Origin of the sequence: Natrarchaeobius halalkaliphilus (assembly GCF_003841485.1) — an archaeon.
GTDB lineage: Archaea > Halobacteriota > Halobacteria > Halobacteriales > Natrialbaceae > Natrarchaeobius > Natrarchaeobius halalkaliphilus.
This window is the reverse complement of the sequence record NZ_REFY01000007.1, coordinates 134,476-148,085: the sequence shown is the minus strand read 5'-3', so window position 1 is coordinate 148,085 and position 13,610 is coordinate 134,476. Positions and strand designations below refer to the sequence as shown.

The 13,610-nt window shown below is 58.1% G+C and carries 10 protein-coding genes; 6 read left to right on the top strand and 4 right to left on the bottom strand.

Annotated features, from left to right (window positions below; all coding sequences use genetic code 11):
• Nucleotides 1-67 precede the first annotated feature (67 nt).
• Nucleotides 68-202 (top strand): hypothetical protein, encoded by a 135-nt coding sequence (locus tag EA462_RS17780; protein WP_279387019.1) that lies wholly within the window; start codon nt 68-70, stop codon nt 200-202.
• Between the two features lie 187 nt (nt 203-389).
• On the opposite strand, the gene EA462_RS18005 is transcribed toward EA462_RS17780, so the two are convergent.
• Nucleotides 390-1,046, bottom strand: a complete 657-nt coding sequence (locus tag EA462_RS18005; protein ID WP_124179642.1) for a DUF7500 family protein — start codon at nt 1,044-1,046, stop codon at nt 390-392.
• A 308-nt stretch (nt 1,047-1,354) separates the two neighbouring features.
• On the opposite strand from EA462_RS18005, the gene EA462_RS16330 reads away from it, so the two are divergent.
• Genes EA462_RS16330 through EA462_RS16320 form a run of 3 tightly spaced genes read left to right on the top strand, consistent with a single transcriptional unit; the run spans nt 1,355 to nt 5,884 of the window.
• Nucleotides 1,355-3,430: a FlaD/FlaE family flagellar protein gene (locus EA462_RS16330; protein WP_124179641.1), complete on the top strand. Its 2,076-nt coding sequence runs from the start codon at nt 1,355-1,357 to the stop codon at nt 3,428-3,430.
• Between the two features lie 6 nt (nt 3,431-3,436).
• Complete coding sequence (locus EA462_RS16325; protein WP_124179640.1) at nt 3,437-4,195, top strand: ATPase domain-containing protein; 759 nt, start codon at nt 3,437-3,439, stop codon at nt 4,193-4,195.
• Nucleotides 4,196-4,210: 15 nt separating this feature from the next.
• Complete coding sequence (locus EA462_RS16320; RefSeq protein WP_124179639.1) at nt 4,211-5,884, top strand: type II/IV secretion system ATPase subunit; 1,674 nt, start codon at nt 4,211-4,213, stop codon at nt 5,882-5,884.
• A 1,127-nt stretch (nt 5,885-7,011) separates the two neighbouring features.
• On the opposite strand, the gene fba is transcribed toward EA462_RS16320, so the two are convergent.
• Together fba and EA462_RS16310 are read right to left on the bottom strand one after the other, a co-directional pair.
• Nucleotides 7,012-8,013, bottom strand: a complete 1,002-nt coding sequence (gene fba, locus EA462_RS16315) for a class II fructose-bisphosphate aldolase (RefSeq protein ID WP_124179638.1) — start codon at nt 8,011-8,013, stop codon at nt 7,012-7,014.
• A gap of 427 nt (nt 8,014-8,440) precedes the next feature.
• Nucleotides 8,441-9,211, bottom strand: a complete 771-nt coding sequence (locus EA462_RS16310) for an IclR family transcriptional regulator (RefSeq protein ID WP_124179637.1) — start codon at nt 9,209-9,211, stop codon at nt 8,441-8,443.
• Between the two features lie 134 nt (nt 9,212-9,345).
• Between EA462_RS16310 and EA462_RS16305 the strand changes: the two genes are divergently transcribed.
• Nucleotides 9,346-9,996, top strand: coding sequence for an HAD family hydrolase (locus tag EA462_RS16305; protein WP_124179636.1), 651 nt, complete (start codon nt 9,346-9,348; stop codon nt 9,994-9,996).
• Nucleotides 9,997-10,167: 171 nt separating this feature from the next.
• Here the strand turns inward: EA462_RS16305 and EA462_RS16300 are convergent, their stop codons facing one another.
• A complete protein-coding gene (locus tag EA462_RS16300; RefSeq protein WP_124179635.1) occupies nt 10,168-11,628 on the bottom strand; it encodes an FGGY family carbohydrate kinase in 1,461 nt (486 codons plus the stop codon).
• A 137-nt stretch (nt 11,629-11,765) separates the two neighbouring features.
• On the opposite strand from EA462_RS16300, the gene EA462_RS16295 reads away from it, so the two are divergent.
• Nucleotides 11,766-13,598 carry a 2-oxo acid dehydrogenase subunit E2 gene (locus EA462_RS16295; RefSeq protein WP_124179634.1) on the top strand — a complete coding sequence of 611 codons (1,833 nt, stop codon included), beginning with the start codon at nt 11,766-11,768 and terminating at the stop codon, nt 13,596-13,598.
• Nucleotides 13,599-13,610 lie beyond the last annotated feature (12 nt).

Genomic DNA, 13,610 nt, shown 5'->3' with positions numbered 1-13,610 from the left:
GCCGAGGCTAGGCCAACTCGGGCCACAAGATAGAACACCCGTCCCTCCATAGAGGGCGTATATCGAGATGACTCGCAAGCGTTCCGGATTCGATCTGTCGACTCGAGCCGTCGAATCGGCCCAGAGTGGTGTATTACTGTTCGGTATCGCGATCCTGTTGTCGATCTTTATGGGTGCCGTTATCCTCGTCAACGGTGCCTGATAAGGACTGTTGTGACGGTTTATCGGTATAACAGCAGGCCAGTCGTGGTTGTACCGGAAACGATTTACAACGGTCCCTATGATACGGTCTACTGTAAGTCGTCACCGGAGCGACCGCAGGACGGTTCGCGGTCGCTCCGGTAAAAAGTCACAGCAAACCGTATGAGCCGACGCGAGTTCGCTTCCCGTTATTCGATCGCCTCGAGCAGTTCTCCCAGACTACTCGACTTATCGAGACCGTGCTTTCTTGCCGCCTGTCGAAGTTGCATCGGTGACAGTGGTGGTGCGAACTCGGAGCGCTCGATGAGCAGCGAGGCCGTTCGCTGGGTTGGCGTCTCCGTCGCGACGTGCTGGGCGTACCAGAGAACAAGATTATTGAACGTCCCGACGACGTCGTCGGAACTCGTTCGATGACGGACAGCCGTCCGGTCGAACTGTGCGATGATGTCGAGTGCGAACCGTGCATCCGTCCGATCGAGCTCGTCCGCAAGAACCGATCGTGCCACTTCCGGGCTCTGGATGGGCTGATGTCCATCGCCGGCCGGACGCTCCGAGACGTTCGCTCGATTCGTCGCTGAGTCGTGCTGGCGATGTGGCTGATTCTGTGGTTGCGGTGGGGTTCGATTCGAACCCGTGGTGGTGTCCGGGACGCCGCTCGGACGCTTCTCCGAAGAAACGACGTACCTCCCTTCGGACACTTTCGAGACGTACGGACTGTCGGTAAAATCGAGCTCCTCTGGGGAGAGAGCACCGCCACTTCCGGAGGGCTTTGGCTGTTCGCCTGGGAGTACAGGCGGAACGTCGGCTTTCTCTTTTGGGTTTTTTTCCTTGTTACTGTCCGGCATGCCTGTCCCGTAGAAGTGATTATACGCGCACCAAGAAGAAACCTTGGTTCGTGCCCGATATTCTCGATACCAGCTCATATACTATTTCGAATATGATAGAAAAATCTTCTCTCAGCTACCTTGATATATCGTCTGACGTAGAGGACACACGGCCGGAACCACTTAATATGTTGATTTACATAGTACCGACAGATGACGACTCGCTCCCCCCCTAACCAACACCGGGTTGGTTCGATTGTTAGTCTCTTCGTTCTCGTAACCGATCGAGACGAGCGTGCTTTCGATCGAACTCCTGCAACGAGCTCACCATGTTACTGTCCATAATCGGAAATATACTCGGGAACGACGGCGAAAGCGACTCGAACGCCGGAAACGGCGACGGTTCGCTCGACACCGGTGAACTCGCGGGCAGTATGAGTCAAGAAGAGTTGATGCCCGGTGTGAGCACCGGCGACGGACTGAGTAGCGACGGATCCGGCTCGGAAATGGGGGATGCGGACCTGTTCGGTGACGACGGCGGCACCGACGACCTTCTCGGTGACGACGGTGAGATGGCCGACGACGGCGGAATGTCCATCGACGGTATGGGGGAGATGGACGACGACGACCGCGTCTCGAGCGAAATCGAGTCTCGCGTCGAGGACATGGAAAACGAGGTCGGTTCGCTCGCGTCGACCGTCAACACTGTCCAGAGCGAGAACGAGAACATCAGCGGGTCTCTCGACGAAATCGAAGAGAACATCAGGAAACTCCTCGAGGTCTACGAGATGGTAACGCAGGGAGTCAATCCGTTCGTCGAGGACGACTCCCTGAACGACACGTTCGGCGGCCCTGGCGGGGGAGCACAGGGAACTGGAAACTTCGGCGGTGGCAGTCTCTTCGATGCTGATGGGGATGACGAAGACGACAACGCGGTCGACGACGATATCGCAGCCGCCGAAGCTGAGGACTTCCTCGACGAGAGTGTAATCGACGACGACGACGATGAGTTTGGATTCGATGATGACGACGACGAGCTCGACGACGCCGGTGGTGAGTTCGATGACGGCGATGACGAATTTGACGACGCCGGTGCGACCGACGGTGACGACGGCGATCTGTCGTTCGACGAACTAAAATCCGAGTACGACTCCGGCGATGCCGACTGGGACGGAGACGAATCGGATACGTCTGACGGTGACCTCGAGAACGGATCTGACGATGCGTCTGGTGACGACGATGCGTTTGGGGACGACTCCGACGACCCGCTGCAGGAACTCGACGACGAAGCGACTGCCCCCATCGACGACGAACTCGACGGCGGAGATTCCGGGTCTCGACTCGGGGATGCGGACACGGCGCTCGATTCTGATGATGCGCTCGATCGGACCGACCAGTCCCCACTCGACGGACCCGAGATCCCGTGGGATGACGGTAACCGGCCGTATCTCGAGTCCGTTCCCTCCGAGTACGATACGGAGTTCGTCGTGATGGACTGGCTCGATCACCTTGTCGCGGAGGTCGGACTCGACGGAGCATCCCGTACGATTCGATTTTACGGATCGATCCACTGGATAAGCGACGGTGTCGAGGAGTATCTTCGGACGATTCTGAACGGGTTCGACGGTGGTCCCGAGATCGACGATCCCGAGCCACTTTCTTCTCTCGGCGTCGATCACGCGCGGAGTCTCTGGTGGATCCAACAGATCGGTACGCCGTCGAAGAAACGGTGCTCGTTCGATGAGTGGCTCGACGCCGAACGCCCGTCGCTTGCGTCTCAGTCTTCCCCTGTCACGCTCGATGCCGACGGAGCAAACGACACCGCTGGAACAGAGCGGATCGATTTCGAGGAGTACGATCCGGACACTGCCTCGAGTGACTCCGATCTCACGGTCGAGACGTCGTCGGAGGCGACGCGCGACGACGAGTCGGTTATCCACGAGTTCGACGAGGAGAACCTCGATGACGATGAACAGGGCCGAACGTGGGCCGAGGACGCTATCGAGACCGATTTCGAGGAGCCCGACCGAGGTGTCCGGACGATTCACATCGAGGAGGACACCATCGAAGCCGTACCGACGGATGACGAACCCGCAGACGGCCCCCCGCTCTCTGATCGAAACGAAAAACGCGATGACGAACGGATGATCTGGGTGGACTCGGACGTAATCCTCTCGGAGCCGGGCCTCGAAATCGCCGGAATACCCGATGTACACCGGAACGGAACCGAGGTCGAGTACGCACAACCGACGCCCGAGACCGGCCGTGGCTCGGGATCGAGCCAACCGCGGGAACCGTCGACGAAACCCCTCGTTGCATCGGAGGAAGAAAGCGATCTGGAACGGTGGCAGATCGAACTCATCCGATCGCTGTTGACGTCGGAAGACGAATCGCGAACGGTTTAACGACACATGAGCCAACTCAATAACATCTTCTCGATCGGTCTGGACGACCGCGATCGGCTGAACAAAGAACTCGGTGGTGGTATTCCAACGGGGAGTATCGTTCTGATGGAAGGCGACTACGGTGCCGGAAAGAGCGCGATTTCACAGCGGTTTACGTACGGGCTGTGTGAAACCGGCAAGTCGGTTACCTTCCTCTCGACCGAACTCGAGGTCAAGGGGTTCGTCGAGCAGATGGACTCGCTGGATTACAACGTCGAAGAGCACCTGTTGTTCGAGAACCTGTTGTTTCTCCACGGTGATCTGGACAGCGGTGGGGTTCTCTCGTCGTCCGGCGAAGAGGACACCCGTCAGGACCTCCTGACGGACTTGATGGACGAGGATACGATCTGGTCGGCGGATATCATCGTCATCGACACGTTCGATGCGATTCTCCGAAACGATCCGAAGTTCGAAGCCCTCGTCAGACAGAACGACGAACGACAGGCGGCACTCGAGATAATCTCGTTCCTCCGGAACGTCATCTCACAGGGCAAAGTCGTCGTTCTGACGGTCGATCCGTCGACGGTCGGTGAAGAAGCGATCGGTCCGTTCAGATCGATCGCGGACGTCTTCATCGAACTCGAGATGATCGAAGTCGGCAACGACATCCGCCGACAGCTCTTCATCAAGCGCTTCGCCGGAATGGGTGAACAGGTCGGTGACAGAGTCGGATACTCCGTTCGGTCCGGCACGGGTATCGTGATCGAAAACCGTAGTGTCGCCTAATTCGGTGTCCGTTATATGACTGAAATGGGGACGCCAAAACCGTCAGACGAGCTTCAGGAGCTTGCGGCTCGCCGCCCTCATCTTCGCGAACACCTAAAGAAGTTCAGACAGATAACTGGAGAGTTTCCGGTCCTCATCGACGAGCCGACCGGGGAGTACGAATCGAATCACCCGAACGTATTGTATCCGGTCGGTGGTCCCATTTACAGTCATATCTACGGTGACGTCGGAACCAAAATGCAGTACTTCGCGGTCGAGCCGACGCTCTCGGAAGAAGAGCAGATCGTTTTCTCGGCGGTCAAAGACTCGCTCCTCCGTCGTAGTGCAAGCAAGCAAGCGCCGGAGAAGGAAGCCGAGTACGGGGATCGTATCGAGGAGTTGCTTGCCGAGTCGACACACATTCGCGGCACCGAACCCGACAACCTCCTCGAGCGGCTAAAAATCAAGTTTCACCCCGGTATCCAGGAGATTCCTCAGGAGACGTTCGAAAACATCCGGTATCGACTCAACCGAGACATCGTCGGCCTCGGTCCGCTCGAGCCGGTCATGCGTGACCCGGCCAACGAGGACATTCACGTCATCGGCCCCAGCGAGTGCTACGTCGACCACGGCGTGTACGGGTTAGTCGAGACCACCGTCGATTTCGGCACCAAAGAGGAGTTCGACAGCTGGCTCAGCAACATGGGCGAACGGATCGGGAACCCGATGACGGACGCCGAACCCATCATCGACTCCACGCTGCCCGACGGCTCGCGTCTGAACGTGATCTACAGCGACGACGTGAGCGTGAAAGGGCCGAGCCTCACCATCCGTCAGGGCGATGAGGTCCCGTTGTCGGTCACCCAGATTACGAACTGGGGGACGCTTTCTCCGGAGCTCGCGGCGTACCTCTGGCTGTGCCTCGAGAACGAGCGAACCGTGTTCGTCGTCGGGGAAACGGCGTCGGGAAAGACGACGACGTTGAACAGTATCATGACGTTCATTCCCCGCGACTCGAAGATTTACACGGCCGAGGACACGGCGGAAGTTCTCCCACCACACGATACGTGGCAGCAGTTACTGACCCGAGAGAGCCGCAGCGAGGACAGCGCGGACGTCGACATGTTCAACCTGGTCGAGGCCGCACTCCGGTCACGTCCCGAGTACATCGTCGTGGGTGAGGTTCGTGGGGAGGAAGGACGAATGGCGTTCCAGGCCGCACAGACCGGCCACCCGGTGATGCTGACGTTCCACGCGAGCGATATCGTCTCGATGATCCAGCGGTTTACGGGTGACCCGATCAACGTCCCCGAGACGTTCATGGACAACGCGGACGTCGCGCTGTTCCAGAACCGCGTCAAGCAAGGCGACGACGTCCTCCGGCGCGTCACGAGCGTACAGGAGATCGAGGGCTACTCCGAACAGATGGACGGCGTCGTCACCCGGCAGGTGTTCTACTGGGATCCGGTCGAAGACGAAATCGTCTTCCAGGGCATGAACAACTCCTACGTTCTCGAAGAACAGATCGCCACGTTGCTCGGCTACGCCGATACGCGCGACATCTACGACGATCTGCAGTTCCGTTCGGACATCATCGAACGGATGATTCAGGAGAACATCCTCGAGTACCACGAGGTGAACGCGACGATCGATTCGTTCCAGCGTGACGGCGTCGAAGGGTTGCCGTTCCACGCGACTCGTCCTGATTAGCCCTCGCTCGCCGTCTACGACCTCATTTTCCAACCGAACGAACCGACTGCCTGCCACGACCGGTTGACGGGCTGTGGATCTCGTCGATCCGCGGCGGTGATCGATCCGCCGAACGATTGCCTATCTGCGCGATAGATTCGTTTCGCTGGAATCGTTGTTAGTCCCCATCCCCGACTGACTCCGTGCGACCAGTCTTTCGACTCCATTCGTCTATCTCATCACTCGAAGAACTATCTGATAAAAAGAATAAGTACTATAGTGTACTATATATTATATAATATTCTGTGTTTGTTGGCACGCGGCCAAGTACCGACTGGGTAGTCGATAGGGAGTTCCGACGAGTTCGAACGACTGCGTTTACCTGAACCGCAGGCGGGTAAGCCCCCTTCCTCAACGAGCGAGGGGTGAGCAACCCCGAGCTCGGTAGGTGGGGGTAGTTCACTTCTCGAGTCGCTCTCCCACCACACATTAGCCATCTACCGGTTGAACCGACCGATTTCTTCACTCTTCTTCGATCATGTGACCGTTTGTCGCGTACACACAGGGGCGCCCGAACTGAGACTATCGGACCGGGTATCCGCTCGGGAGTTCTCATTTATTCTTATTACTGGACTAATCAGTCGAAAAGACGGACGTATAATCGATAATCTGTGTTTTGTTGTTCGAAACTGTACTCAGATCCATCAGAGGCTGCTATCTCACACATTTATCGGGCTGTCGTTAGGAACTCAGTCCTCGTCCGTCCTGACCGCTCGTCATCCACGCCTACCCACCTTCCAAACTTATAATTTATACAGAATATATTTAAATATTGTATATTGGGCTTTCTCTCCTCCGGCCAAACTTTGATCGGTCGGTTCGTTTCTCGAGTGATCCGGATTGCTGTACCGGGTTACCGGTGGAACTGAAGACGGGTCGCGGTCGCACTACTGACGTACACCAGATCGTATAAACCCCGAACCGAACGGTCGTCGTCACCTGTTCTCCGGGACCGGGTGTCGACACCTGCAGATCTCACAATAAATATCGTCGTAGTTGCGAAGCGGGACGTCGAGATGAGGGCGAACTCTCCGGTTTCGCTCGATAATAGCCGCGGCGTCTCTCCGCCGGTCGTCATTCCGGCCGATTCACTGCGTCTCGAGGTACCGACTTCGTCCCGCGCTCCCCGAGACGGCGGCCAGCTGCGCGTGTACCTCCGCGATACGTTCGCGTATTTGGCGACCGCCGACCCGTGGATCGAAATGATCCTTGTTCGGTGTCCACGCGGTCTCGTTGAAGAAGGTGTCTCGACCATCCCGATCAGCGTCCGGTGGGACGATCGAATTTCGGTGTCGCTCGTAGTACTCCATGGCCGTTCGCGTGTATTCGTACTGGTATCGTGTGTCTTTGTTCACTTTACAGATCCCGTGTCTGAGCATCGTCCGGAGTTGGTCCGGTTGGACGCCGGAGGACCCGTGGAGAACCAGCGGTGTATCCAGTCCGTGGTCTCGCAACGTCTGGCGAATCTCCCCAGCCAGATCCGGGCGGAGTTCCAGGTCTTTTCCCTTGGCGACGCCGTGTTGTGTGCCGACGGATATCGCGAGCAGATCACATCCTGTTCGATCGACGAACTCGACCGCCTGTTCCGGATCCGTATAGAACGCGTTGTCTACCTCGAGATCGTCCTCTGCACCCTTGATCTGCCCGAGTTCAGCCTCGATAAGGACGTCAGCGTCTTTCTCGGTGGCCATACGAACGACTTCTCGACTGATTTTGACGTTTTCTTCGAACGATTCGCTTGAGGCGTCGATCATGACCGACGACGGGATCTCCTCGTCCATCTGGAATTCGATGAACTCCGTGTCCGTTTGGTGATCCATGTTGAGAAACACGCCGATATCGAATCCCTCGGCAAGCGCGTCGATATACGCGCCGAGAGCGTTCAGCCCCGCCTCCGCGTCGCCGTTACCCGCGAACCGACAGGCACCGGCCGAGGCCTGGAGAAGCAGATCGGATTCTGCACGTGATGCACCTTCCATGAGGCCAATCAGAACGTTCGGCTCGGCGATGTTCGATGCGACGAGTCCGAATCCGTCCGAGAGTGCATTTTGGTACACTGACTCGAGTTCACTGCCACGATAGAATGTCATGAGCTCGGTTCAGTCGTCGGCCTCTGCGTGTATAGTCCATTCGAAGATTCGACACTCACGGTTTGGAACTCGCGTTTCTCGCGGTCCATATTGATAACCTGATCGCACGACCCCTCGTCCACGCTTTCGACACACGCTCACGAGCCGTTCCTCTCTGCTTACTGTGCTGTACTGTATCCCCACCTCATTCCGAACGAGGGTCTGCTGCACCATCCCGGTTCCCCATCCGTGTTTCACTTGTCAGAACTTCCCTTCTCATATACTGAATATTTGCGTGGTGATGCGCTTCGTTCGCGAGTGTTCCTGTCAGTCTCCGGCGATACCCGTTACTATACATATGTACTTTTGTAAATTATCCCGACGTGATCGGAACGAACCCGACTGACATTATCGAACCGGTTCTCCGAGATCCGGTCGGTAGTACGCGTTACGGAGCTTTCTGGTTGATGTTCAGTTCGATGACGTTGAGCGTGCTGTTGACGATCGATGGGAACTCGTCGTAAAACCGACCGTCGGTCATGCGACTCGCGGGTCCAGAGACGCTTACTGCACCGAGTACCTCTCCGTTCGAATCGTGGATTGGCGCACCAACGCACCGCAACCCCTTGATGTGTTCCTCGTCGTCGAACGCGATTCCCCGATCTCGGACCGCTGCGAGACTCGCTTCTAATTCGTCCTGCGTGGTGATGCTGTTCGGCGTTTTAGCCGGGAGTCCGTGTCGGTCGACGATTTCGTCGACGCGGTCCGGTGATAAACTTGCGAGAATCGCCTTTCCCGAGGCGGTTACCTGAAGCGGCCGCCGAAGGCCGGGATAGACGTCGATGTTGACGGCTTGCTCGCCGGTTTCACAGGCCAGGTATACCGCATGACCGTGCTCTTCGATGACCAGATTTGCGATCTCTCCCGTCTGTTCGGCCAGCCGTTCGATTTCCGGGAGCGCCCGCTGGTACAACGCGTGTTGATTCCGTGCATACCCCCCGAACTCGAGAAGCCGAAGTCCGAGTCGGTACTCCGCCCCGTCTCGGACGACGAGTTCTTCGTCGACGAGTGTGGTCAGATGGTTGTGGGTCGTACTTTTGTTCATTCCGAGTTCCGACGCTAACTCGGTGAGTGTTCCGCCGTTTTCCTGGAAAATCGTCTCCAGAATCCGGATCGTTTTCTGGCTCGTCGTCACGGGATGGTTTGCGTTTTCGCTCATAGTGGTCTATTTATCCATATCTAAATAAACCTTCTGAATAATAGAACCACTATCTCACTCACGGTAATGATCTGCTCGAGCGCTCTTTTCCCTAGCCAGCTTTTTATTCACGCAGATCGTACCGCTCGTCGACGATGACACGAGCAGTTCTCTTCGATATGGACGGTGTACTGGTCGATTCGGAGCCACATTGGAAACGATACTGGCAGACGGAAGTGTTTCCCGAAGCGGTAGACGGCGAGCCAACACTCGAGGACGTCACCGGACGGAACTTTCGAGAAAGTCTCGTTGCGCTCGATGAGACGTACGGTCTCCCCGGTGGCCCCGACCGTTTCGAAGCTGAGGTCGAAGCCTTTGCCGAAAGGATGTACCGAGAGCGAGCGACCGTCACCGAGGGGATGCCGGCGCTCGTTTCGTCGCTTCAGGATCGAGTATCCAGTTTCGGTATCGTCTCCTCGTCACCGCGTCGGTGGATCACGCTCGTCGTCGATCGTTCCGACCTGAGCGCGCCAGACGTGATCGTCAGCGCCGAGGACATCGAGGCACCTGGTAAGCCGGATCCTGCGATCTACGAACACGCGCTCGAGCGGCTCGACGTCGATCCGTTCGATGCGCTCGTCGTCGAGGACTCGATACACGGCGCACGCGCGGCCAGCCGGGCCGGTACGACCGTCGTTCGGTACGAGTACGGAGGCGACCCGGAACCGATTCCCGAGGCGGAGTACGTTGCAGACGATCTGCCCCAGCTTCGCACCCTGTTATTCGAGTTGAGTGCGGACGACTGACCTCGTTGCTCCGTCGATCGCGGTGGTTCACCAACCCCTCCGGTGTACCCTCGTCGACTCGTTCATTTCCGAGACGACGAGGATACGAACTGCTGAAAGTCGTTACCGTTGCAACCGCAGGACAGTCGCGCTTGCGTCGGTAAACCTGTACGGCGATTCGTATTGGGACCACTAGTGCCGATCGTACAGGTCAGCGACCTGGTACCATCGGTCGAGATACCTGTCTCGGCGGTCGTCGTAGTCTCCGATCTGATCGCTGGCCGGCTCGATCTCCGAACGCTGTCGCAGGAGACAGTTGACGGCTTCGTTGCTGTCTGCGTACTCCGACGTAATGAGTGCCGCAGGGATGAGAAGTCCGGCCGTCATTCTGGGTTCCATCTCGGTGATCGATCGGTTCCAGATCTGTCCTCGGAGTTCGTTCCACCAGTTGTAGTCGTCGTGCAAGCTCGGGGCTCCGTCGTTCATGAGCTGGATTCTGTCGATGGTCGTGTCGAAGTGTTCCTGAATACGGTAGATGTACGTCCACTCTGCAAGAACGATTCCGGTCATCAGGCCCCGTGCGATCCGCCCGCGAACTGCTTCCGTCGAGAGTGACGTGTCACACTCGACCCCGAGAAGTGATGTCCCCACAGACGGATCGTACAATGGACTGCGGTGACCCTGAAGGAAGACCTCGTACTCTTGACCGGGAGCGATCGACTTCGCGAGTTCGAATCCGTGCTCGGGGGCGACGTCGAGTACGTGATTGAAGTACCACCGGAGAACGGACCCGCTGTCGAAGGACGCACCCAGAATGTAGCCATCGAGCGGATGGCGGTGATAGTACAGTGCCTCGTGAGGTGTAATCTCGTCCAACACGTATTTGATCACGCTCGTCGCCCCGAACGTGACGCTGAAGTCTCCGGGCTCGAGACAGCCGTTTGCGAGCACTGATGCGCTTCCGTCCGTCATTCCCTGGTACAGCTTACAGCCACCGAATCCGGTTCGTTCTGCGACTTCGCTTTCTGCCGATCCGATGTAAGAACCTGGCGGACGAATCGCGGGAAACAGTGTTGAAGAGAGATCACACGCTTCGAACAGCGAGCTGTTCCACTCGGGCATGGAAACCGTGATATCCGCCCCGAACTTCATCGCGTTCGTCCAGTCGGTCTCGACGGTCTTCCAGACCGACGAGCGTCCGTACCGGAGCCGATATAGGAGCCACGTCGTCGGGCTGAGAACCCACTCGACGTCCTCGAATCGGTCGGGATGGTCCTCTCGCAGCTGAAGAACCTTCGCGAGTGGCCCGGCCGACGACGACACCACGTCCCAGTTCGTCAGATCGTTTCCGACGTCCAGTTGACGGAGACGTTTGGCTTGCTCCGGCGCTGATTCGTAGTACATCTGCGGCGGAAAGACCGGTTCGCCGTACTCGTCGACCAACAGTACGGTACCGGACGTACTGGCGACCGAACAGGTCCCCGACGATGGGAGCGCCGGCGCTGCACTCCGGAGTGCACGTTCCCACGCGATGGTTGTCTGCTCTTCGATCGGCGCTTCACCGTCAGCGATCAGCGTTCCATCGGGATCGTACGTTGCAACCCGTACACTCGAGGTGCCGAGATGTACGCCAACGAGACGGGATTCGTCCATGCGCGGTGAACGGACAGGAAGAATAAAATCGTTCCGTACCAGTGTATTTCGATCACTTCGATTCGGTCTCCGATCGGTCCGATACTCGACGAGGAACCATACACTTTTATAACTTGCTCGAATATTTCGACTATAGTATGGGTTATATCGTTCGAATGCCACAAATGGGCATGGAGATGGATCGAGGAGAGGTCGTCTCGTGGGAGTACGACGAGGGCGAGACGGTCGAAGCTGACGAGGTTATCGTCGTCGTCGAGTCTGAAAAGGCGACGAACGACGTGAACGCACGTGAGAACGGCACGATTCGTCGAATCATCGTCGAGGAGACGGAGAAAGTCGAGCCGGGAACTCCGATCGGAATTCTCGCCGCTCCCGACGAGGACCTCTCTCAGTTCGAGGATCACATCGATGCGTCGCTCGTGGACGGTTCCGATGGTGGCGGGGCCGACACCGGCGGTAACGCAAGCGGTGTCGAGGACGGAGGTAACTCGGCTTCGAGTTCTCCCGCCTCGACTACCCGTTCGCAGTCGAGGCCGAAAAGCGCCGACGTTCGTGCGTCACCCGGAGCGAGACAGGTAGCGGGGGAGAACGATGTCGATCTGACGACCGTCGAGGGCTCCGGTCCTGGCGGGGCAATCACCGAAGGAGACGTCGAGACTCATCTCGAGAACGCAAGCGAGACCCAATCCGAGTCCCGATCCGGGGGCTCTGCCTCGGATGAGCCGGTCCGTGCATCGCCCGGTGCGCGCCAGCTCGCGACCGAAAAGGGAATTTCTCTGGCTGCTGTCGATGGAACCGGCCCCGGTGGTGCGATCACCGAAGGGGACGTCGAGGCTCACCTCGAACGTGACTCCGGAACCGCCGCCGACGTCACGCGAACGGTCCGCGAAACGCGCGAACTCTCGACCGTCCAACAGACGATCAGCGATCGTCTGAGCGAGAGCGATCGCCAGGCGGTTCACGTCACACTGAACCGCTCGTTTTCAGCCGAAACGCTCCGTGCGGTCAAAACGGCCGCCGAGCAACAGGATACCGACGTCTCGCTTACTGACCTGTTGCTCCGAAGTGTCGGCGCTCAACTCGAGACACAGCCGGAGTTCAACGCACTCTTCGAGGACGGCCAGCACAACCTCATCGAGGAGGTCAACGTCGGCGTTGCTGTCGACGTCGAGAGCGGGCTGCTCACGCCTGTCGTCCCTACGGTGTCGAACAAAAGCGTCGAAGCGGTCGCAGACGCTCGGCGGACGTTGACGCGGCGAGCTCTAGAGGGCGAGTCGACGATGGACGATCTCTCGGGAGGAACCTTCACCATCTCGAATCTCGGTATGTTCGGCGTCGACGACTTCGATCCGATTATCAACCCCCCGGAGATCGCGATCCTCGGTGTCGGCAGGATTCGAGACGATGGGACGATGACGCTGAGCCTGTCGTTCGATCACCGCGTCGTCAACGGTGCCGACGCCGCCCGGTTCCTCGATGGACTCGTTGGTACTCTCACCGATTCGGACGCCCTGGTCGAGTTCTTCGACGCTGACGTTCCGCTCACGACGGCTGAGCCCGACCTCGACGATCGCGAGATCCGAATCGAAACGGATGGCGATCTCGCAGGACGCTTTCGGACCGCGTACGGTTCGGTCGAGTTCGACGAACCAGAAGCCATCGGCGGATCCGGATCTGCGCCCTCGCCCGTCGATCACTTCCTCGGCTCGCTCGGTTCCTGTTTCTCACTGATGGTCCGCCAGCTGGCTGCACAGAACGACGTCACCGTTCGTTCGGTTACGTCCGACGTCGTCGGTAGCCCCGACCAGGGTTCACTCGAGGAGATCGATATTACGCTTCGAGTCGAAACAGACGCAAATCTCGAGACGGTGACCGAACTCGCCACGAAGGCCGAACGGGCCTGTTACGTCGCCCGAATCGTCAGCGACGATGTCCCGATTCGTCTGGACGTTGCGGAACTGTCCTCGTAGACGACGTTCGGT

What these genes read in the sequence shown, in the direction of transcription:
- EA462_RS16295 (WP_124179634.1), top strand. Translation starts at nt 11,766, where the DNA reads ATGGGTTATATCGTTCGAATGCCACAAATGGGCATGGAGATGGATCGA.
- EA462_RS16325 (WP_124179640.1), top strand. Translation starts at nt 3,437, where the DNA reads ATGAGCCAACTCAATAACATCTTCTCGATCGGTCTGGACGACCGCGAT.
- EA462_RS16300 (WP_124179635.1), bottom strand. Translation starts at nt 11,628, where the DNA reads ATGGACGAATCCCGTCTCGTTGGCGTACATCTCGGCACCTCGAGTGTA.
- EA462_RS16320 (WP_124179639.1), top strand. Translation starts at nt 4,211, where the DNA reads ATGACTGAAATGGGGACGCCAAAACCGTCAGACGAGCTTCAGGAGCTT.
- EA462_RS18005 (WP_124179642.1), bottom strand. Translation starts at nt 1,046, where the DNA reads ATGCCGGACAGTAACAAGGAAAAAAACCCAAAAGAGAAAGCCGACGTT.
- EA462_RS16330 (WP_124179641.1), top strand. Translation starts at nt 1,355, where the DNA reads ATGTTACTGTCCATAATCGGAAATATACTCGGGAACGACGGCGAAAGC.
- fba (WP_124179638.1), bottom strand. Translation starts at nt 8,013, where the DNA reads ATGACATTCTATCGTGGCAGTGAACTCGAGTCAGTGTACCAAAATGCA.
- EA462_RS16305 (WP_124179636.1), top strand. Translation starts at nt 9,346, where the DNA reads ATGACACGAGCAGTTCTCTTCGATATGGACGGTGTACTGGTCGATTCG.
- EA462_RS16310 (WP_124179637.1), bottom strand. Translation starts at nt 9,211, where the DNA reads ATGAGCGAAAACGCAAACCATCCCGTGACGACGAGCCAGAAAACGATC.
- EA462_RS17780 (WP_279387019.1), top strand. Translation starts at nt 68, where the DNA reads ATGACTCGCAAGCGTTCCGGATTCGATCTGTCGACTCGAGCCGTCGAA.